This is a genomic window from Cryobacterium soli (assembly GCF_003611035.1).
Classification (GTDB): domain Bacteria; phylum Actinomycetota; class Actinomycetes; order Actinomycetales; family Microbacteriaceae; genus Cryobacterium; species Cryobacterium soli.
In genome coordinates, this window is the sequence record NZ_CP030033.1 from 4179160 (window position 1) to 4199098 (window position 19939).

The following is a 19939-nucleotide window of genomic DNA, read 5'->3' on the forward strand; positions in this document are numbered from 1 at the left end:
GATGTAACACCGGGAATCGCCGTCAAGGCGTCCAAGCTCTACAAGGCCTTCGGCCGCAAGCCCCAGGAGATCGTCAAAAAGCTCCAGGGCGGCGCCGGCCGCGACGAGTTGGCCCACCTGGGCACCGCCGCCGTCATCGACGCCTCCTTCGAGGTGCGCCGCGGCGAGATCTTTGTCGTGATGGGCCTGTCGGGCTCGGGCAAATCCACTCTCATCCGGATGCTCAACGGTCTCCTCGAGGCCAGCAGCGGAACCGTCACCGTCGGTGACACGAACATCACCGGTATCCCCGCGGCCCAGCTGCGCGACGTGCGCCGGCAGAGCGTCTCCATGGTCTTCCAGCACTTCGCCCTGCTCCCGCACCGCACGGTGATCGACAACGTGGCGTACGGCCTCGAGATCCAGGGCATGCCCCGGGCCGAACGCCTCGCCAAGGCGCGCACCATCATCCGCCTGGTGGGCCTGGACGGCTGGGCCGACAGCCTGCCCTCCGAGCTGTCCGGCGGCATGCAGCAGCGCGTCGGCCTCGGCCGTGCCCTGGCCGCGGACACCGACGTGCTTCTGATGGACGAGGCGTTCTCCGCCCTCGACCCGCTGATCCGCCGCGAGATGCAGGAACAGCTCATCGAGCTGCAGGCCGAACTCGGCAAGACCATCATCTTCATCACGCACGACCTCAACGAAGCCATGTTCCTCGGCGACCGCATCGCGGTCATGCGCGACGGGCGCATCGTGCAGATAGGCACCCCGGAGGAGATCCTCACCGACCCGGCGAACGACTACGTCGCCCAGTTCGTGCAGGACGTCGACCGGGCCCGTGTGCTCACCGCCGGAAGCGTGATGGAACCCGCCCGTTCCGTGATCACGGCCACCGCCGGTCCCCGGGCCGCTCTGCGCACCATGCGCGACCTGCAGACCTCCGCCATCTTCGTGCTGCGCCGCGACCGCACCTTCGCCGGTGTCGTGCGCGACCGCGACGTGCTCGGCCAGGTCAAGCGCGGCGACACCGACATGCGTGAGATCATCACCGACGCCACCACGGTGTCCTCGGACACCGCGCTGGTCGACCTCGTCGAGCTGGCCGTGGAGAGCGACCTGCCCATCGCGGTCGTCGACGAGCGTAAGCGCCTGATCGGCGTCATCCCGCGGGTCACCCTGCTGGCCGCGCTCGGCAACGTCACCACGGCAACGGGCGAGGTGCCGGTGGCCGGTCCTCCGCCCACCGTGCCGCTCAGCGTCATCACCGACACCCTGCGCGAGACCGCGCCGGAAGGAGTGCAGCCATGAGCAGCACAGCAGCAGCGATCAACACCGCGCTCGTGAACACCGCGACCGCCGACTTCCGCATTCCTCTGGGCAGCTGGGCGAAGGCCTTCATCGACTTCGTCACCGACACCTTCGGGTTCTTCTTCGACCTGGTGCGCGCCGTCTTCAACGGCGCCTATGACCTCGTCGACTTCGCCCTGGCCTCCCCGCCGTTCTGGGTGATCATCCTCGTCGCCGCCGCGCTGGGCCTCATGGTGCGCGGCTGGAAGTTCGCCGTCGGCACCATCGTGGGCCTCGTGCTCATCGTGGGCGTCGACCAGTGGGAGAACGCCATGGACTCGCTCGCCCTGGTGCTGGTCGCCAGCATCCTGGCGATCCTGTTCAGTGTGCCCCTCGGCATCCTGTCCGCGAAATCCAGTCTGGCCTCCGGCATCATCCGGCCGGTCCTCGACTTCATGCAGACGATGCCCGCCTTCGTCTACCTCATCCCCGCCCTGATCCTGTTCCGCGTCGGCGTGGTGCCCGGGATCGTCGCCACCATCATCTTCGCGATGGCTCCCGGTGTGCGCCTGACCGAGCTCGGCATCCGCAGCGTCGACCGCGAGGTCGTCGAAGCGGGCGAGGCGTTCGGTGCGTCGCCGTGGCGGATCCTCCGTCAGATTCAGCTGCCGCTGGCGATGCCCACCATCATGGCCGGTATCAACCAGGTCATCATGCTCTCGCTCTCGATGGTCGTCATCTCCGGCATGGTGGGAGCGGGCGGACTCGGCCAGCAGGTTGTCGCCAGCCTGAACCGGATCGATGTGTCGCTCGGCTTCGAAGCCGGCCTGTCCGTCGTGATCCTCGCGATCTTCCTCGACCGCATCACTGCGGCCCTGGGCACCGGCAACACCCCGATCGGGCGGTTCCGCTCCGCCCGCAAGCACCGCACGACGCCCGTCCAAACGGGGCCCACGAACGACGAGGTCGCGCACGAGTCCGCCAAGCGGCCCGGCGTACTCGTCCCCTCCTAACGGGCCAGCCTCACCGGGCTCTCGCCCCCATGACCCTGCACCAGCCGCTGTTCACGCGGCACGAAAGGAACACATGAAGAACCGTTCACTCAAGCTCCTCGCGACCGGAGCCATCGGCATGCTCGCCCTCACCGGCTGCGCTGCCGCCGAAGCCGAATCCGTGTCGGAGGACAACTCCGACAACAAGGACCTCACCATCGCCGTGTTCAACGGCTGGGACGAGGGCATCGCAGCCTCCGAGCTGTGGAAGGCCATTCTCGACGAGAAGGGCTACAACGTCGAACTCGAGTACGCCGACGTCGCCGTGGTCTACTCCGGCCTGGCCTCGGGCGACTACGACCTCAACCTCGACGTCTGGCTGCCGAACACGCACGCCGAGTACCTCGACGAGTACGGCGACGACATCACCGAGATCGCAGCCTGGAACGACGAGGCCAAGAACACCATCGCCGTGAACGCGGATGCCCCGATCGACACGATCGCTGAACTGGCCGAGAACGCCGACCTGTTCAACAACACCATCGTGGGGATCGAGCCCGGCGCCGGCCTCACCCTCGCTGTCACCGACAAGACGATTCCGGCCTATGGCCTCGAGGGTATGAACTACCAGACCTCGTCGACCGCCGCCATGCTCACGGAGCTGACCGCCGCGCAGAAGTCCGGCGAGAACATCGCCGTCACCCTGTGGGAACCGCACTGGGCCTACGGTACCTTCGACCTGAAGAACCTCGAAGACCCCGAGGGCACCCTCGGCGTCGCAGAGTCCATTCACGCCTACGGCAAGAAGGACTTCAGCACCGACTTCCCGCAGGCCGAGAAGTGGCTCGCGGGCTACAAGATGGATCTCGACCGGCTCCAGTCTCTCGAAGCCGCCATGTTCGTCGACTACGACGGCCAGGACTACGGCCCCATCGTCGAGAAGTGGATCGAAGAGAACCAGGACTACGTGGACTCGCTCACCGCGTAGTCGACAGGCCCCTGTGTGAACGGCCCGTGCTTCGGCACGGGCCTTTTACGTGCAGCGGCTCAATCCCTTGCCTGCAACGGCTCAGTCCCTTGCCTGCAGCGGCTCAGGCCCTCAGGCCGTTGCGCGCAGTTCGGCGCCGATGAACGCGGCCCACGCGCCGGCCTTCCCGGTTTCGCCCGGGGCCAGAGGACCCTCGGTTCCCTGCACGATGAAGCCGTGCGGTTTGGCCACGATGGTGGCGCCGGCATCCTGCAGCGCGTGCGAGATCTTGCCCGCGGCATCCCCGTGGATGAAGAGCTTGACCCTGGTGTCGAACGCGGCTGCGCGCACGCCGGTCAGGGAACCGGGGGTGAGGTTGCGCAGGAACTCCTGCATCCGCTCCGTGGGCCTCCAGCCGTTGATCGGGCAGCCGACGACGAGCACGTCGACGCCGTCGAGACTGGCGTCGGTGAGGTCCCCGAGACTGAGGCTTGTGGTGCCCTGGCCCAACTCGGCGGCGATCACCTCCGCGATAGTGCGGGTGTTGCCGAACGTGGTGTCATAGACGACGCGGGCGTGCATGAATGGATCCTCCTTGACCGTCGGACAGCACTGTCCGGCTGCGGCCATAGTGGACCCGCCCGACGGGCCGGGCAACCGTGGGCGCTGGGCCCGGGTCCGGTCAGTTCGTTGTCACGAACTCCGAGAGGGCCTCGGTGATGGCACGCGCAGAATCGGCCGCCGACAGGGTCGGCACGCCGTCACCGGGCTGGGCGCCGTAGGCGCCGAACGAGGCGTGGCTGGCGCCCTCGATGCGCACGAAGGTGGTGTCCGCGGGCAGCAGGCTCGCGGTGTCGTCGATCTTCTCGGGTGTGCTCAGCCCGTCTTCGCTGCCGGAGAGGCTGAGCACGGGCAGGTCGGGGTCGGTGACGACGGACGCGCAGTAACTGCCGAACAGCACCAGTCCGGCGACATCGTCGTCTGCCGCATACATGCACGCGCGCACCCCGCCGAGCGAATGGCCCCCGACGAACCAGGTGTCCACCTCCGGTGCGACGGCGGTGAAGGTCTCGAGCGACCGCTGGTCGAAGAAGGCGAGGTTCAGCACGGGCTTGGTGATGACCACCGTCATCCCGGTCTCCTCGACGGTGCCGGACAGCGTCGCGAGATAAGCGTACGGATCGACCTTGGCGCCGGGGATGAAGACCAGGCCCTCCTGCGAGCCGCCATCGGTCGGGGCGATGACCACGGAGTCTGGGGTGTCGGTGACCGTCACGGCTGGGTTGTCGAAGACCGCCTGGGCGGCGGCCCGGTCGGCCGGCATCACGAGTTGGGTCCAGATCAGGAAAACGACCACGCCGAGGACCAGTGCGGTCAACGCCGCCCAGCCGCCGAACCGGATGCGCCGCCGGAGCGAGGTCGTGGCCTTGTCAGTCGGGGACATGTCAGTCGGGGCCATGTCAGTCGTCCAATCCGCGTGCGGCGAGCGCCTCCCCGATGGCATCGGCGGCGTACAACGAGCGTACGACGACGGGAACGGCCAGGGCCGTAACCGAGGCTTGCGCGCCGCGGGCCCGCCGGGCCTCCAGCACCTCGCGTACGATCTCAGCCACCAGCGGGATACAGCGGATGGTCAGGGCGACGAGCAGACCCACCCGGTCGGCGTCCACCCAGCGACGGAACGGACGCAGCATGAGCTGGAACGCCTCCAACACGGCCGTGACGGTCGTGCTCAGCGTGAACAGGGCTGCCAGCGCAACGGCCACCAGCAGACGGCCGGCCATCAGGCCCGCCGTGGTCCAGCCTGCCGCCGAGCCTCCAGCCACGAGAACCTGTACGGGCACCGCGAAGGCCAGGATCCAGAGGATCGGTCCGATCTGCGGCCAGGCCGCCAGCGGCGGGATTCCGGCCAGGGCGTAGAGGGCAAGCACCAGGGCGAACTCCCCGGCCAAGACCACAGGGTCGGCGACCACGCCCACCAGCACCATGAGCACCGCGAGCACGACCAGTTTGAGCAGGGCGGGAGCGCAGTGCACGAGCGAGGTGCCCGGCCGGTAGAGGCCGATCATGCCAACAGGCTCAGGTAGGCCGACAGGGCCACCGGGGGAATGTCATCGGCGACGACCCGGCCCTGGTCGATCACGATCACCCGGTCGAAGCCGTCGAGCACCTCCAGGTCGTGGGTGACCACGATCACCTGCTGGGTCAGCGAGACCAGCAGGCCGGTGATGAGGCGGGTGTTGCGCGCATCCAGCAGGGTGGTGGGTTCGTCGGCGACGACGATGCTCGGCCCGGCCACGAGCACGGCGGCCAGCGCAAGCAGTTGCTTCTGGCCGCCCGACAGCCGGTGGGCGGGGCGGTCGGCCAGTGCGGTGAGACCGAACCGGTCCAGCGCCTCCGCAGTGCGGGCGGCGATCTCGGCGGCGTCCAGGCCCCGGCGGCGCAGGGTGAACGCCACATCCTCCTGCACGGTGGGCATGACGATCTGGTTGTCGGGATTGGTGAAGATGAAGCCCACCTCGCGCCGCACCAGCTTGGCCTGGCGCTTCACGTCGAGACCGTTCACGGTGACGGTGCCCCGCTCGGGTGTGACCAGGCCGTTGATCATGCGGGCCAGCGTGGACTTGCCGCTGCCGTTGGCACCGACGATGCCGATACGCCGTTCGGTCAGCTGCAGGTCGATGCCGCGCAGCACCGGGTTCTCGTCGAAGCCGTGCGACACTCCCTCGAAACGGATGCCCGCCGTCGTCACGCCTGGACCCGGCTGCCGTCCACAGGTTCGGTGCTGACGGTCTTCCTGCGCAGCGGGATGAGCCCGGGGTAGGCGCGGTGCACCTGCTTGGCCACGAGCACCGTGACCACGACCTTCACCAGGTCGCCCGGCAGGAACTTGGCGGCGTCGACGAGGGCGGCCCAGAGCGGCAGGCCCAGGTTGATGGCCGTGACGGGCACGCCGATCAGGTAGACGGCCACGATCCCGCCGAGCACGGTCGCGCCGAGTGCGGGCCAGAAGGGGTAGCGCGGCAGCAGCAGTGAGGTGAGGAGGCCGATCACGACGACGCCCAGCAGCCAGCCGTAGAGGTACCCGGCAGAGGGGGAGGTGGTGAACCAGACCAGTCCGCCGCGCCCGCCTGAGAGCAGTGGCAGCCCGGCCGCGGCCAGGACGAGCAGCAGCAGCACGGACAGGAAGCCCTTGCGGGCGCCGAGGATGGCGCCGGCGAGCATCACGCCGAGGGTCTGGAAGGTGATCGGTACCGTGCTGGCGCCGAGGGCGATGGCGCCGGGGAATCCGAGGGCGGCGATGAGGGCGGCGAAGATGGCGATCTGCGCGAGATCGCGCACGCTGAGGCGGGCTGTCATGGTTTTCAATCTAGGATTCGGCACCGGGGCGCCGCAGTGGAATACCTACAAAGAATCCCGGGAGATTCTGATCGGGCTCCGGCCTTCGCGTCCGACGAGGCTCGTCGGCGGGCCTATCCGGGCCGCCCCGGCGGATTTATGATCAACGCAGCCGGGCTCTCGATGCCGGTCAGAGCAAAGGAGTCGTCATGGGTTTCTTCGGTTTTCTCCTCCTGGGCCTGCTGGCCGGTGCTATCGCCAAACTCATCCTCCCCGGCGCCCAGGGCGGCGGCTGGTTCGTGACGTTGCTGCTCGGCGTGGTCGGCGCGCTTCTGGGCGGCTGGCTCGCCGGGTTGATCTTCGGCGTCGACATGGGCGGGTTCTTCGATCTGCGCACCTGGGTCATCGCGATCCTCGGATCGATCATCGTGCTGCTCATCTATGGGCTGGCGACGCGCAACCGCAATACGTCCACCTGACCCGTCTTACGCATCAGACCCGCCGTTCCCGCTCGGACCCCGCTCAGACCGGCCGGCCGGCCTCCTCCGAGCGCCGCCCGCCGGCGGCGACCAGAGCGTCGGCCGCGCGCACCAGCGCCAGATGGGTGAGCGCCTGGGGTGTGTTGCCGGCGTGGTGCCCCGTTGTCACGTCGTACTCCTCCGAGAGCAGCCCCACGTCGTTGGCCAGGCCCACCAGCCTGGTCATCAGGGTGCTGGCGTCGTCGACTCGGCCGGACGCCGCGTACTGCTCGACCAACCAGAACGAGCAGGCCAGGAACGGATGCTCGCCGGGGTCGAGCCCGTCCAGCGACGGATGCGTGGTGTACCGGAGCACCAGGCCCTCGCGCAGCAGGCTCGTCTCAATGGCGCGCACGGTGCCGAGCATCCGTTCGTCGTCGGCGGCGCAGAAGCCCACCTGGGGGAGCAGGAGGAGGGACGCATCGACCTCTTCGCTGCCGAAGTACTGCGTGAAGGAGCCCAGGGCCGTGTTGTAGCCGCGCTCCTCGATGTCGTGGCGCACCTCGTCGCGGATGCGGCGCCAGCGGTCCACTGGTCCGGGTAGCCCGTATTCGGTCACCCCGCGCACGGCCCGGTCGAACGCGGCCCAGACCATCACCCGGGAGTGGGTGAACTCCCGCGCTGGTCCACGTACCTCCCAGATTCCCTGGTCGGGCCGGCGCCAGTTCGCTTCGAGGTAGGTCATCAGGGACACCTGCAACGGCCAGGAGAACTCGGTCTCCTCGACGCCGGCGCCCCGGGCCTCGTGCAGGGCCATCATGACCTCGCCCACGGCGTCGGACTGGAACTGGCAGACGGCGCCGTTGCCCACCCGCACGGGAGCGGAGCCGTGGTGCCCGGGCAGGCTGGTCAGCTCACGCTCGGGCAGGTAGCGTTCGCCGGACAGGCCGTACATGATCTGCAGGTCGTTCGGGTCGCCGGCGATGGCCCGCAGCAGCCAGCCCCGCCAGGCCTCGGCCTCGCTCTCGTACCCGTGCGAGAGGAGCACCTCGAGCGTCAGGGAGGCGTCACGCAGCCACACGTAGCGGTAGTCCCAGTTGCGGCTGCCGCCCGCGTGTTCGGGCAGCGAGGTGGTGGCCGCGGCCACGATGCCGCCGGTGCTCTCGTGGGTGAGGGCGCGCAGCACCAGCAGGGAACGCACCACGGCGTCCCGGAACTCTCCCTCGTGGGTGCAGCTGTCGGCCCACCCGGCCCACCGGTCCAGGGTCTGGCGGCGTGACAGGGCCACGTCCAGCGCCGGCGGCAGGTCGAGGTGTGAGGGGTACCAGGTGAGCTGTACGCTGTGCTGCTCGGTGGCGTGCACGGTGAACCGGGCCTCGTGCCGGTGGTCGGCGGCGTGCAGGGCCGGGCCACGCACGACCACGGCATCCGGCCCGGCGATGGCGATGAGTCCGGGGGTCTTCTCGCGTCGCAGCTGCCGTACCCAGGGCACCGTGGTGGCGTAGCCGAACCTCAAGCGCAGGTCCTGGAGCATCTCGACGCTTCCGGAGATTCCGCGCACGGTACGCACGACGTCGGCGCGACCGTCGCCGTGCGGCATGAAGTCGGTCACCTCGACGCTGCCGGTCTTGGTCGTCCAGATCGTGGAGAGAACGAAACTCTCGCCCTCGTAGGAGCGGGTGCTGGTGGCCGCAGGGTCGGCGGGAGCCAGCAGCCAGCGGCCGTGGTCCTCCGTGCCGAGAAGTGCGCCGAACATCGAGGCCGAGTCGTAGCGGGGCAGACACAGCCAGTCGATGCTGCCGTCGCGGCCCACGAGGGCGGCCGAATGGCAGTCGCTGATCAGTGCATAGTCCTCGATGTGCAGCGCCATTCAGACATCCTCACACAGGTCGAATGTGCGGTGGCGGTGATGTCTCTCGGGCTGATCAGGCGACGCGACGCACGACGGCGCCGGTACGGGCACCGGTGTCGGGTTCGGCCCAGACCGAGATCGGGGCCGGGTTCCAGGGCAGTGCGGTCGGTTCCGCTCCGGAGGAGACCAGGAGCGCGCCGGTGTTGACGGCGGTGATGCCATCGACGGGAGTGTCGGTGCGGGGTTCGGCGATGTTCGCGGGAGCCGTCGGGGTATCGGTACGCAGTCGAACTGTCTCGGTGGCGAGGATCTCCGTGAGAGCGGCCGCGATCTGGTGGGCCTTGAGGCCGTGGAAGATCACGTCGGTGTCGGACTCGACGCGGGGCACCAGGGTCCAGGCGCCGCCCGCACCGACGAGGTCGGACAAGGCCGCGTGGAGGTGTTCGAAGACCTGGTCGCGGCTGAGCTCGGCCGGGGCGGGCGCGGCGAGAACGGGAATGGTGGGTGCGATGCGACGTCGACGACCGAACATCGAGAGCCCCTTCCTTCTGCAACAACTGAGAAGTCCAGTTTCCCCGCCATCACTAGGAAAGACGGGGGTGACACGCCGCAGCCGGGGTACTCAGAGGAGTATGCGGCTATTTCTTGCCGCGCTTGCCCTCGCCGCTGGTGAGCTTCTTCTCCTCGGCGTCCTTGGTGACGTTGCCGATGGCGACGGCGACGCTCAAAGCCCAGCCGATCCAGGTGAGCACGAGGCGCCAGTCCCTCGGTCCGTGCCGGGTCGCCTGAAGGATATTCCAGCCGCCGGCCACGACGCCGATCATGGCCCCGTTGAACAAAAATTTCCGCATGTCTGCCTCCTTCGTTCTACGCTACCGGGGTGGTCATCGATCACGCGAGTCGGCCCGACTGAGAAACCGGGCGGATGCCCGAGGTCGAAGGGGAGCCATGCGTACGGGGATCGTCGGAGCGGTGCTGCTCTGTGCAGGGATCATAGCCGTGATCACCGGGGTCCTGCCGTGGCCGGCGACGGTGGAGCTGATCGACCGGGTGCTGCCCATCCTGGTCTTCGTTGTGGCGATCACCGTCGTGGCCGAGCTGGCTGCGGCGGCCGGCCTGTTCACCTTCGTGGCCGAACGGCTCACCCGGTGGGCCCGCGGACGCACCTGGCTGTTGTGGCTGCTGGTGGTGGCCCTGGCCGTGCTCAGCACGGTGTTCCTCTCGCTGGACACGACGGCGGTGCTCCTCACGCCGGTTGTGGTCGTGATGGCCAGGCATGTGGGCCTGAGCCCGCTCCCGTTCGCCCTCACCACGGTGTGGCTGGCCAACACTGCGTCGCTGCTCCTGCCGGTGTCGAACCTGACCAATCTGCTCGCCCAGGGTCGCATCGGCGAGCTGGTCGGGCATCCGGTGAGCCCGGTGCAATTCGCGCTGCTGACCGGCGCCCCCGCCCTGGCCGCGATTCTCGTGACCGTGGGCGCGATCTACCTGGTCTGCCGGCGCACGCTCCGAGAGCCCTACGAGATGACGCCGGGCACCCGTGTGAAGAACCCCGTGCTGTTCGGCACGAGCGCCGTGACCGTGGTGGCCCTCATTCCGGCCCTGGTGTCCGGCATCCCGGTCTGGATCCCCGCCCTGCAGGCCGCGGTGCTCCTCTCGGTGATCTTCTTCATCCTCGACCGCAAGACGCTGCGCCCTGGGCTCGTGCCGTGGCCCCTGGTATTGCTGGCGTCAGGACTCTTCCTGGTGATGGCGGCCCTGCACGAACTGGGCCTGGGGGAGGTGCTCGATGCCGTGGCGGGCGCCGGGGACGATCCGCTGAGCCTGGTCCGCCTGGCCGGGGCCGGGCTGCTCGGCGCCAACGCGATCGACAACCTGCCGGCCTACCTGGCCCTCGAACCCGTGGCGACGACGCCCGCGCGCATGGTGGCGCTCCTGATCGGCGTGAACGCCGGACCGCTGATCACACCGTGGGCGTCGCTGGCCACCCTGCTCTGGCACCAGCAACTGAGCGGCATGGGCGTCTCGATCTCTTGGCGGCGCTACATGCTGCTGGGCCTGGCGGTGGCGCCGGTCACGGTGGTCGTGGCCACCCTCGTGCTCGCCTTCACGGTCTAGCGCCCGGGGCACGGATCGGGGCACGTAGTGGGGCGCAGTCTGGACGTTTCCCGATAATCTGACCGATCGTGCAGGAACTGACCGATCGGTCAACTAGCGTGATCGGGTGATCACAGACACCTCCGCGCGCCAGACGACAAGCGACGAATTACGCCTGACCGCGCTCGAGCAGTTCGCCTCTGTCGGCTTCGCCGGCGCATCCCTGCAGCACATCGCGGATGTGGCGGGCTACTCGAAGTCCAGCGTCCTGTACCACTTCGCGTCGAAGGAAGCCCTGCTCGAGGCCGTGCTGACGCCGGCCATCGACCGGCTGGAAGAGATCCTTGAACGTTTCCTCGCCACCGAGGAGACCGAGACAACCCGGCTGCGCTTCGTGGACGACTTCATCGACTTCATCCTCGAGTTCCGGCTGGAGCTGCACACCTTCATCAACCAGGCCCAGTCGCTCACCGGAATCGCCGTCATCGACCGCGCCGGCGTGCTGATCGGGAGACTGTCCAACGCGATCTGCGACCACAATGCAAGCACCGAGGACCAGATCCGCTTCGGTATCGCCCTCGGAGGCGCCGCCTACGCCCTGGTGGCCGGCATGAACTTCGGAGGCACCCCCCTGGAGCGCTCACCCTCCTCACCCGAGGAGATCCGCCGGGCCCTGCGTGTCGTCATCGTCGAGCTCCTGGCGCCCGTCTCCGTGCGCTCCGCGCCGGTTCAGCCCTCCGTTCAGCACGAGTCCAGGAAGTAGCACCATGGCAACGTTCCTCTACCGCATCGGTCATTTCGCCTACCGGCGCGCGTGGCTCGTCATCGGCGTCTGGGTGATCGTCCTCGGCGGCATCCTCGGGGCCAACGCCGCCCTCGGCGGAACGACACAGGAATCGTTCGCGATCCCTGGCACCGAATCGCAGGAGGCCATCGACAAGCTGGCCGAGGTGTTCCCGCAGGCCGCGGGCGCCGCCGTGCAGGTGGTCTACCAGGCGCCGGACGGAGCATCGGTGGACGACCCCGCCTATCAGGCCGCGATCACCGCGATGGGCACAGAACTGGCCGACCTGACCGGGGTCACCAGCGTCGTCGACCCGTTCTCCGAATACGCCTCAGGAGCCATCTCCGACGACGAGACCACGGCGATCACCAAGGTGCAGCTGACCGGCGAATCGTCCGATGTCTCGGACGCCACCATTGCCGCCGTCGTCGCGACAGCGGGCACGGCCGAAGACGCCGGGCTCACCGTGGCCTTCGGCGGCCAGGTCTTCCAGGACAACACCTTCGGCATCACCGTCACGGAGATCTTCGGAGTGCTTTTCGCCGGAGTGGTCCTGGTGATCACCTTCGGCTCGCTCATGTCCGCCGGTATGCCGCTGCTGATGGCCCTGGTGGGCGTCGGGGTCGCGATCGGCGGTATCGGGGCCGTGTCGGCCTTCGTGTCGGTCTCGAGCACGGCGCCCATGCTGGCCATGATGCTCGGCCTGGCCGTCGGCATCGACTACTCGCTGTTCATCCTCTCCCGGCACCGAACCCAGCTGGCCAACGGCGTCGATCCCCACGAGTCGGCGTCCACGAGCGTGGCCACCGCCGGAAGCGCCGTGGTCTTCGCCGGGATCACCGTGATCATCGCCCTGCTCGGTCTGCTCGTGGTGGGCATCCCGTTCCTCAGCGTGATGGGCCTCGGAGCGGCTTTCGCCGTGCTCATCTCCATCGCCGTGGCGATCACCCTGCTGCCGGCCATCCTCGGCCTGGCCAAGGGACGCCTGGCCCCCAAGCCCGGCAGCCGGGCGCACCGCCGGGCCACCACACCCGACACCGGGCGTCCCACCCTGGGGCACCGCTGGGTCGCGATCGTGCTCAAGGCCCCCGTCGTGGCGGTCCTCGCCGTCGTCGGCATCCTGGGCGTCATGGCGATCCCCGCGCTCAGCCTCGACCTCAACCTGCCCGACAGCGCGTCGGAGCCTGTGGAGTCCACCCAGTACCAGGCGTACCGCATGATCGAGAAGGGCTTCGGCCCCGGCTACAACGGGCCCCTGATCGTGGTGGTCGACATCACCCAGACCACCGACATCGTGGCCGACCTCGACACGATTTCCGCCGAGCTGCGCGACCTGCCCGACGTGGCCTTCGTGAGCGCCGGCCAGCCCAACGCCACTGTCGACACCGCGATCATCCAGGTGATGCCCGACAGCGCCCCGAACTCCCCGAAGACCAAGGACCTTGTGCAGTCGATCCGCGACATCGCGCCCTCGATCAACGACGACCTCGGCACCCCGGTGACCGTCACGGGCGCGACCGCGGTCTCCATCGACATCTCCAACCGGCTCACCAACGCGCTCATCCCGTTCGCGCTCATCGTGGTCGGACTCTCGATCGTGCTGCTCACCATGGTGTTCCGCTCGATCTTCGTACCGGTCAAGGCGGCGCTGGGCTTCCTGCTGTCCGTGTTCGCGTCGCTCGGCGCCACCGTCGCGATCTTCCAGTGGGGCTGGTTGGCCGACCTGATCGGGGTGTCCAACCCCGGTCCGATCCTCAGCTTCCTGCCGATCCTGCTCATGGCCGTGCTCTTCGGCCTGGCCATGGACTACGAGGTGTTCCTGGTGTCGGGCATGCGGGAGGAGTTCGTCAAGACGCGGAACGCCCGCCGCGCTGTCGTGCACGGCTTCTCGCACGCCGCCCGGGTGGTCACCGCGGCCGCCCTGATCATGTTCTTCGTCTTCTTCGCCTTCGTCCCCGAGGGCTCCGGCGCCATCAAGGGCATCGCCTTCGCCCTGGCCGTCGGCGTCTTCCTCGACGCCTTCCTGGTGCGGATGACGCTGGTTCCGGCCGCCATGGCGCTGGCCGGAAATGCGGCGTGGTGGCTGCCGCGCTGGCTCGCCCGCGTGCTGCCCAACGTGGACATCGAGGGTGAGGGACTGCGTCAACACCTCGACGACAGCGCCTGGGCCCTGGCCCAGAACGACGACATCACCGCGGACGCCCTCTACGTGGGCCTGCCAGAGTCCCGGCTCGGCCCCATCGACCTGGCCGTCGACGCGGGTTCGGTGCTCGTGCTGACCGGTCCGGATGCCGCCCGTCGGGTTCTGGCAGCCACCCTCGCCGGCCGGCTCGACCCGGTCGCCGGACGGCTCCAGGTACGTGGCGCGGCCCTGCCGTCCGACCGTGCGGTCGCGATGCGCACCGTTGCGCTGGCGGAGGTCTCGGACACCCGCGACAACGGCCTCACCGTGGGCGAACTCATCGCCGAACGCCTCGACCTCGTGCAGCCGCTGTTCCGTGCGGCGAATCGGCCGGCGCAGCTGCGGCTGTGGGTGGACCGGCTGAACGTCGCACTGGGTGAGTCCGAACGGCGCCCGCTCACCGCGGATACCACCGTGGCATCGCTGTCCGCCCTCGCCCGCGCGGCCACGCTCGCCGCCGCCGCCCTCGCGGAACGCCCGGGCGTGCTCGTGGTCGATCTCGGCGACGGTCTGCCGGCCGACGCCGGCGGACGCGGACCGGCCGCCGTCTTCGCGGCGCTCGCCCCGCTGGGCACGACGCTCATCCTGAGCGTGACGGCCCTCGACCTGGTCGACCCGGCTATCACCCAGGAGCGCGGCATCCAACGATTCGACCTCGGTTCCGTGGATCAGAACAGCACCGACACGAACAGCACCGACACGAAGAGCTCCGACACCGGAAAGGCCCTGCAGCGATGAGCACCAGGCTCGACAGACTATTCAGCCGCACGCCCGGCCAACGCCGCGGCGCGGCAGTGGCCGGCCTGGCCGCACTCATCGTGGTGCCGCTGGCCGTCGCCGGACTGTTCGCCGGCGCCCTCAACAGCGCCGACGACAGGGTCGACACCCTGCCCGCGCTCGTGGTGAACAACGACGAGTTCGTCACGACCACGCTGCCGGACGGCAGCGATCAGATGGTGCTGGCCGGTCGCCAGCTGGTGACCGAGCTCACCAAGCCCGCCACGGAGGGCTCGGACTCCACAGGGTTCGCCTGGGTGATCTCCAACGACGCCGACGCCTCGAAGGCCCTCGCCGACGGCAGCGCGTACGCCGTGCTGACCATTCCGAGCGACTTCTCGAAGTCGGTCACGTCCCTGTCGGGGTCTACGCCCACCCAGGCCGACCTCGCCATCCGCACCGATGACGCGCACTCGTTCCTGGCCGGTTCGGTCGCACAGTCCGTCGGTGGCGCCCTCACCGGGGCGTTCGGTACCGAGATCACCAAGCAGTACCTCGGCGGGTTGTACACCAACCTGGGCACGCTCGGCGAGTCCCTGGTGGCTGCCGCCGACGGGTCGGCTCAGCTGGCCACGGGCGTGACCGGCGTCGCATCCGGGCTCGACACCCTGGCTGCCGGCACCCAGGCCACCGCCGACGGCACCGCCGCGGCGGCCGACGGCGCCGCCACGTTCGCCTCCGGCGTCGATTCGTACACCACTGGAGTGGACGCGCTCAGCAGCGGGCTCGGCACCCTCAGCTCCGGGGCGGCGGGGCTCGGCTCCCTCAGCGCCGGGGTCACCCAGTACACCGAGGGCGTGCAGTCCGCGGCCGCCGGTGTCTCCCAGCTGGGGGCCGTCGCCGCGCAGATCCCCGCCGCCTCTCTTGAACCGCTCGACCCGCAGACCAAGGCCGCCGTGCAGGGCGTGCTCGGCGGACTCGTTCAGGCGCAGGGCGGCCTCGACACGCTGGTGTCCTCCGGAGACACCCTGAGCCGGCAGACCAGTGCGGCGCTCTCCGGGGTGCAGGGCGGGATCAGCCAGAGCGCCGCAGGGGCGGCGCAACTCGCCGCAGGCTCCGAGAGCGTGCGTGGGGGAGCTTCGGGGCTCGCCTCCGGGCTCGGCGACCTCTCCGACGGCGTGGCCCAGCTGGCCACCGGAACAGCCGCGGCCGCGTCGGGCGCCCACCAGCTCGAGACCGGTGCCGGCGACCTCGCCACGGGCCTTGCCACGGGGGCGGAGAGTGCCTCGGCGCTCACCGACCTCGACCCGACCGAGACGGCGAAGGTCATCGCGGCGCCCGTCACCCTCGACGCCGCGCGGGACAACCCACTCGACTCGATCGGCCCGATCATCGGGATGCTCTTCGTCCCCGTGGGCCTCTGGATCGGCGCCCTGGCGATCTTCCTGGTGATGAAGCCTCTGTCGGCCACCGCCCTGGCCTCGACCGCCACCACCGGTCGTCTGGTCTGGCGCAGCCTCGGCCGCGGATTCGCGATCGCGGCCGCTCAGGCCCTGGCCGTGGTGTTGCTGCTGCACAGCACCCTCGGCGTGTCCTGGACTCTCGCCCCGGCGACGTTCGGGTTCTCGGTGCTGCTCGCGTTCGTCTTCGTCGCGGTGAACCACTTCCTCACGGCGGCGCTCGGCCGCATCGGCGTGGTGATCTCGCTGGTGCTGCTCAGCCTGCAGCTCGTGTCGGTCGGCGGGCTCTACCCGCTCGAACTGGTCTCGGAACCGTTCCGGTTGATCAGTCCGTTCCTGCCGCTCACCTGGGCCGTGCAGGGCATCCAGGCGATCGTGTCCGGCGGCAGCGGGGCGGATGTGGCCGCGGCGGTGTTCGCGCTGCTCCTCTTCGCGATCGTGGCCGTGCTGCTCTCCACGGCCGTCGTGGCCCGCCGCCGCGGCGCCCGGTCCTTCGCCCTCGCCGCCGCCTGACCCGCCCTCCCATCCCGCGAACTGTGACTCAAGCACCCAAAACCCGAGGTATTGCGTGCTCAACCCACCGGTCGCGGTGGGGTTAAGCGGGGGTGTGGGTCCGGGCGAAGGCCAGGGTGTCGGCAAGCATGGCGAGGCGCTCCCGCTCGGAGCGCGCGGACCGGGTGTTCACCTCGGCCACGATCTGGCCGGTCCAGTCGCCCGCGGCGAGCAGCCGGAGCACCTCGGCGACGGGCTCCGAGCCCTGTCCGGGCAGCAGATGCTCGTCGAAGACCCGGCCCTCGTCGAGGGAACCTGACCCGTCGCACAGGTGCACGTGCCGCAGCCTGTCGCCGAGGGCCGTGGCCATGGCCAGGCTGTCGTGCCCGCTCAGCGCGCAGTGCGAGAAGTCCAGCGTGACCGCGTCGCAGTCCATCCGGGTGGTGTCCCAGCCGGGGGAGTAGGCCTTCACTCCGCGGCCGCCGATCTTCCAGGGGAACATGTTCTCCACGGCGATCTCGATACCGGTCTGGTGCCCGAGAGCCCGCACGATGTCGAGGAAATCCTCTGCATAGCCGGCCTGCCAGCGAAACGGCGGATGCACGACGACGGTCGACGCACCCACCTCTGCGGCGAGGGCCGCGGACCGCTCCAGCTTCACCCGGGGGTCCCTGCCCCAGACGAAGTGGGTCAGCAACAGCACCGGAGCGTGCACGGAAAAGATCGGGAGCGAGTACCGGGCGGAGAGCGCCCGGAGCGTCGCCGCATCCTGGGTGGCTTCGTCGCGCGTGACCATCACCTCGACGCCGTCGAAACCGGCCTGATGGGCGAGCCTGAAGGCGTCCTCCAGGGGGAGCGGATAGACACAGGTGGTGCTCATGCCGATGCGAATCACGGCGTCAGCATAGCCTTCGCTGGTAACCTCGAAGTGCACCCAGGTGTTCCGCATGGGCGGGCACCGGAATGGATGAGTCATCGAAACCGCACCCGACACCACCGCAGCCACACCCGCAGCCGACGGCACCGAAGCCGACGGAACAGTCGTGCCCGAGACCGGCCCCGACGCCGTCGCCCCCGGACACTTCGACCTGGTGGTGGTCTCCAACCGGCTTCCCGTCGACTATGAAGTCGCCGAAGACGGCACCGAGAGCTGGCGCACCTCGCCCGGCGGTCTGGTCACGGCGCTCGAGCCGCTGATGCGGGCGTCCGACGGCGCCTGGGTGGGGTGGCCTGGAGTGGCCGACCGCGAGTTCGAGCCATTCGAGAACGACGGCATCTCCATCGTGCCCGTGCGGCTGAGCACCGACGACCTCGAGCTGTACTACGAGGGATTCTCCAACGACACCCTCTGGCCGCTCTACCACGACGTCATCGCCTCGCCCAGCTACCACCGTGAGTGGTGGGAGGCCTACGTGAAGGTCAACCGTCGCTTCGCGACCGCTGCTGCGGCCGCTGCGGCCCCCGGCGCCACGGTGTGGGTGCACGACTACCAGCTGCAGCTCGTGCCGCGGATGCTGCGCGACGCGCGCCCCGACCTCGTGATCGGCTTCTTCAACCACATCCCGTTCCCGCCGTACGGCATCTTCGCCCAGCTGCCCTGGCGCAAGCAGATCCTCGACGGCCTGCTCGGCGCCGACCTGATCGGCTTCCAGCGGCTGGCCGACGCGGGCAACTTCTCCCGCGCGGTGCGCCGCCTGTTCGGCTACGCCACCCGCGGCGTCGCGGTTGACGTGCCCAGCCAGAACGGCCAGCACCGCCGGGTCATCGCCAAGCACTTCCCCATCTCGATCGACGCCGCGGCGTACGAGGAAATGGCCAGGCGCCCCGAGATCCAGGAACGCGCCCGGCAGATCCGTGAGGACCTCGGCAACCCGAAGACGATCATGCTCGGCGTCGACCGCCTCGACTACACCAAGGGCATCGGCCACCGCATCAAGGCCTTCGGCGAACTCCTCGAAGACGGCCAGCTGAGCGTGGAAGACGTCACCCTGGTGCAGGTCGCCAGCCCGTCCCGTGAGCGGGTGGCCACCTACATGCAGCTGCGCGACGAGATCGAACTCGCCGTCGGCCGCGTCAACGGCGACTACTCCACCATCAGCCACACGGCCATCAGCTATCACCACCACGGCTACCCCCGCGAGGAGATGGTGGCGCTCTACCTGGCCGCCGACGTCATGCTCGTCACCGCCCTCCGCGACGGCATGAACCTCGTGGCCAAGGAGTACGTGGCCGTGCGGCACGACGGCGACGGCGTTCTGGTGCTCAGCGAGTTCGCCGGCGCCGCCGACGAACTCAAGCAGGCGGTGCTGATCAACCCGCACGACATCGACGGCATGAAGGCGTCGATCATGAAGGCCATCACCATGCCCAAGCGCGAGCGCACGAGGCGGATGCGGGCCCTCCGCCGCAAGGTTTTCGACAACGACGTGGCCGCCTGGAGCGCGTCGTTCCTGCAGACCCTCACCGGCGGGGCCGCCGTGCCCAGCGGCGTGCCGGAGAACCTGGTGAGCGCGCTGCGCGACATCAGCTCGGCCGAGACCATCCTGGTGGCCCTCGACTTCGACGGCACCCTGGCGCCGCACGTGGACGAGCCGGAGGACGCCCGCGCCGTGGACGGCACCCACGACGTCGTGCAGCGCCTGCTCGACCTCCCTGGCGTGCGCGTGGCGTTCGTGTCGGGCCGCGCCCTGGTGAGCCTCAAGCACGTGGCCGAGCCGCAGAGCGAGGTGCTCCTGACCGGCTCGCACGGCATCGAGGTGCAGCTGGACGCCAACGGCATCGAACTGGGCCTGGTGCCAGAGGAACTCGAGAAGCTCGACACCCTCACCCGGGTGCTCGAGCGCATCTCCGGACCCGTCTTCGGCACCTGGATCGAACAGAAGCCCGCCGGCCTGGCCCTGCACACCCGCCTGGCCACGGCTCAGGACGGTCAGGCCGTGCAGCGGGAGGCCCGCGACCAGCTGGCCGAACTGCTGCCGTCGCTCACCGTGCGCGAGGGCAAGAACGTGCTCGAATTCTCCGTGCGCTCCAGCACCAAGGGTGACGCCCTCGAGCGTCTGCGCGCGCACACCGGCGCCGACCGGGTGCTCTACGCCGGCGACGACGTCACCGACGAAGACGCCTTCACGGTTCTCGGCGACAACGACCTCGGTCTCAAGATCGGTCCGGGCGCCACCCTGGCCGGGTACCGGGTTCGCGGCCCCAAGGAGGTCACGCAGGTGCTCGCGCTGCTGGCCGACTTCCGTGCCGCATCCGCTGAGCAGGAGACCAAGCCGGAGAACTAGCCACACGCGTCGCGGGCCGGTTCGGGTGCCACCCGGCCCGCCCGCGACG

At 69.3% G+C, this 19939-nt stretch carries 18 protein-coding genes; 9 read left to right on the forward strand and 9 right to left on the reverse strand.

The window, feature by feature from the left end; all coding sequences use genetic code 11:
• Positions 1–15 precede the first annotated feature (15 nt).
• The 3 genes from DOE79_RS19470 to DOE79_RS19480 all read left to right on the forward strand — a co-directional run bounded on the left by DOE79_RS19470 (position 16) and on the right by DOE79_RS19480 (position 3246).
• Positions 16–1287 (forward strand): quaternary amine ABC transporter ATP-binding protein, encoded by a 1272-nt coding sequence (locus tag DOE79_RS19470; RefSeq protein ID WP_245977347.1) that lies wholly within the window; start codon positions 16–18, stop codon positions 1285–1287.
• Complete coding sequence (locus tag DOE79_RS19475) at positions 1284–2279, forward strand: ABC transporter permease (RefSeq protein ID WP_120339913.1); 996 nt, start codon at positions 1284–1286, stop codon at positions 2277–2279. Before DOE79_RS19470 ends, DOE79_RS19475 begins: the two co-directional genes overlap by 4 nt.
• Positions 2280–2352: 73 nt before the next feature.
• On the forward strand, positions 2353–3246 hold the full coding sequence (locus DOE79_RS19480) for a glycine betaine ABC transporter substrate-binding protein (RefSeq protein WP_120339914.1): 894 nt from the start codon (positions 2353–2355) through the stop codon (positions 3244–3246).
• A gap of 111 nt (positions 3247–3357) precedes the next feature.
• On the opposite strand, the gene DOE79_RS19485 is transcribed toward DOE79_RS19480, so the two are convergent.
• The 5 genes from DOE79_RS19485 to DOE79_RS19505 all read right to left on the reverse strand — a co-directional run bounded on the left by DOE79_RS19485 (position 3358) and on the right by DOE79_RS19505 (position 6585).
• The gene (locus DOE79_RS19485) at positions 3358–3807 is read right to left on the reverse strand and encodes a flavodoxin family protein (protein ID WP_120339915.1); all 450 of its coding nucleotides are present in this window, start codon (positions 3805–3807) and stop codon (positions 3358–3360) included.
• Between the two features lie 100 nt (positions 3808–3907).
• A complete protein-coding gene (locus DOE79_RS19490) occupies positions 3908–4684 on the reverse strand; it encodes an alpha/beta hydrolase (RefSeq protein WP_245977027.1) in 777 nt (258 codons plus the stop codon).
• 1 nt (position 4685) lies between these two features.
• Positions 4686–5294 (reverse strand): energy-coupling factor transporter transmembrane component T family protein, encoded by a 609-nt coding sequence (locus DOE79_RS19495; protein WP_120339916.1) that lies wholly within the window; start codon positions 5292–5294, stop codon positions 4686–4688.
• The gene (locus DOE79_RS19500) at positions 5291–5977 is read right to left on the reverse strand and encodes an energy-coupling factor ABC transporter ATP-binding protein (protein ID WP_120339917.1); all 687 of its coding nucleotides are present in this window, start codon (positions 5975–5977) and stop codon (positions 5291–5293) included. Before DOE79_RS19500 ends, DOE79_RS19495 begins: the two co-directional genes overlap by 4 nt.
• Positions 5974–6585: a biotin transporter BioY gene (locus tag DOE79_RS19505; RefSeq protein ID WP_120339918.1), complete on the reverse strand. Its 612-nt coding sequence runs from the start codon at positions 6583–6585 to the stop codon at positions 5974–5976. The genes DOE79_RS19500 and DOE79_RS19505 overlap by 4 nt, the downstream gene beginning before the upstream one ends.
• A gap of 188 nt (positions 6586–6773) precedes the next feature.
• On the opposite strand from DOE79_RS19505, the gene DOE79_RS19510 reads away from it, so the two are divergent.
• The gene (locus tag DOE79_RS19510) at positions 6774–7043 is read left to right on the forward strand and encodes a GlsB/YeaQ/YmgE family stress response membrane protein (RefSeq protein WP_066596451.1); all 270 of its coding nucleotides are present in this window, start codon (positions 6774–6776) and stop codon (positions 7041–7043) included.
• Positions 7044–7086: 43 nt separating this feature from the next.
• On the opposite strand, the gene DOE79_RS19515 is transcribed toward DOE79_RS19510, so the two are convergent.
• The 3 genes from DOE79_RS19515 to DOE79_RS19525 form a co-directional block, all read right to left on the reverse strand.
• Positions 7087–8892 carry a glycoside hydrolase family 15 protein gene (locus DOE79_RS19515; RefSeq protein ID WP_120339919.1) on the reverse strand — a complete coding sequence of 602 codons (1806 nt, stop codon included), beginning with the start codon at positions 8890–8892 and terminating at the stop codon, positions 7087–7089.
• A gap of 55 nt (positions 8893–8947) precedes the next feature.
• On the reverse strand, positions 8948–9406 hold the full coding sequence (locus DOE79_RS19520) for a hypothetical protein (RefSeq protein WP_120339920.1): 459 nt from the start codon (positions 9404–9406) through the stop codon (positions 8948–8950).
• Between the two features lie 106 nt (positions 9407–9512).
• Entirely contained in the window at positions 9513–9725 is a 213-nt protein-coding gene (locus tag DOE79_RS19525) for a hypothetical protein (RefSeq protein WP_120339921.1), read from the reverse strand.
• Between the two features lie 97 nt (positions 9726–9822).
• Between DOE79_RS19525 and DOE79_RS19530 the strand changes: the two genes are divergently transcribed.
• From DOE79_RS19530 to DOE79_RS19545, 4 genes are all read left to right on the forward strand, one after another.
• Positions 9823–10992, forward strand: a complete 1170-nt coding sequence (locus DOE79_RS19530; protein ID WP_120339922.1) for an SLC13 family permease — start codon at positions 9823–9825, stop codon at positions 10990–10992.
• A gap of 106 nt (positions 10993–11098) precedes the next feature.
• The gene (locus DOE79_RS19535) at positions 11099–11734 is read left to right on the forward strand and encodes a TetR/AcrR family transcriptional regulator (protein ID WP_245977028.1); all 636 of its coding nucleotides are present in this window, start codon (positions 11099–11101) and stop codon (positions 11732–11734) included.
• 4 nt (positions 11735–11738) lie between these two features.
• On the forward strand, positions 11739–14675 hold the full coding sequence (locus DOE79_RS19540) for an MMPL family transporter (RefSeq protein WP_120339923.1): 2937 nt from the start codon (positions 11739–11741) through the stop codon (positions 14673–14675).
• Positions 14672–16627 (forward strand): YhgE/Pip family protein, encoded by a 1956-nt coding sequence (locus DOE79_RS19545; RefSeq protein WP_120339924.1) that lies wholly within the window; start codon positions 14672–14674, stop codon positions 16625–16627. The genes DOE79_RS19540 and DOE79_RS19545 overlap by 4 nt, the downstream gene beginning before the upstream one ends.
• A gap of 82 nt (positions 16628–16709) precedes the next feature.
• Here the strand turns inward: DOE79_RS19545 and DOE79_RS19550 are convergent, their stop codons facing one another.
• A complete protein-coding gene (locus DOE79_RS19550; protein ID WP_120340452.1) occupies positions 16710–17501 on the reverse strand; it encodes a sugar phosphate isomerase/epimerase family protein in 792 nt (263 codons plus the stop codon).
• Positions 17502–17649: 148 nt separating this feature from the next.
• Here DOE79_RS19550 and DOE79_RS19555 point away from each other — a divergent pair, with 148 nt between their 5' ends.
• Positions 17650–19890 carry a bifunctional alpha,alpha-trehalose-phosphate synthase (UDP-forming)/trehalose-phosphatase gene (locus tag DOE79_RS19555; RefSeq protein ID WP_120339925.1) on the forward strand — a complete coding sequence of 747 codons (2241 nt, stop codon included), beginning with the start codon at positions 17650–17652 and terminating at the stop codon, positions 19888–19890.
• Positions 19891–19939: the final 49 nt, after the last annotated feature.

Bases quoted from the DNA above. Each gene is read 5' to 3' on its own strand.
- DOE79_RS19475 (WP_120339913.1), top strand. From the start codon at position 1,284: ATGAGCAGCACAGCAGCAGCGATCAACACCGCGCTCGTGAACACCGCG.
- DOE79_RS19480 (WP_120339914.1), top strand. From the start codon at position 2,353: ATGAAGAACCGTTCACTCAAGCTCCTCGCGACCGGAGCCATCGGCATG.
- DOE79_RS19485 (WP_120339915.1), bottom strand. From the start codon at position 3,807: ATGCACGCCCGCGTCGTCTATGACACCACGTTCGGCAACACCCGCACT.
- DOE79_RS19490 (WP_245977027.1), bottom strand. From the start codon at position 4,684: ATGGCCCCGACTGACATGTCCCCGACTGACAAGGCCACGACCTCGCTC.
- DOE79_RS19495 (WP_120339916.1), bottom strand. From the start codon at position 5,294: ATGATCGGCCTCTACCGGCCGGGCACCTCGCTCGTGCACTGCGCTCCC.
- DOE79_RS19505 (WP_120339918.1), bottom strand. From the start codon at position 6,585: ATGACAGCCCGCCTCAGCGTGCGCGATCTCGCGCAGATCGCCATCTTC.
- DOE79_RS19510 (WP_066596451.1), top strand. From the start codon at position 6,774: ATGGGTTTCTTCGGTTTTCTCCTCCTGGGCCTGCTGGCCGGTGCTATC.
- DOE79_RS19515 (WP_120339919.1), bottom strand. From the start codon at position 8,892: ATGGCGCTGCACATCGAGGACTATGCACTGATCAGCGACTGCCATTCG.
- DOE79_RS19520 (WP_120339920.1), bottom strand. From the start codon at position 9,406: ATGTTCGGTCGTCGACGTCGCATCGCACCCACCATTCCCGTTCTCGCC.
- DOE79_RS19525 (WP_120339921.1), bottom strand. From the start codon at position 9,725: ATGCGGAAATTTTTGTTCAACGGGGCCATGATCGGCGTCGTGGCCGGC.
- DOE79_RS19530 (WP_120339922.1), top strand. From the start codon at position 9,823: ATGCGTACGGGGATCGTCGGAGCGGTGCTGCTCTGTGCAGGGATCATA.
- DOE79_RS19540 (WP_120339923.1), top strand. From the start codon at position 11,739: ATGGCAACGTTCCTCTACCGCATCGGTCATTTCGCCTACCGGCGCGCG.
- DOE79_RS19545 (WP_120339924.1), top strand. From the start codon at position 14,672: ATGAGCACCAGGCTCGACAGACTATTCAGCCGCACGCCCGGCCAACGC.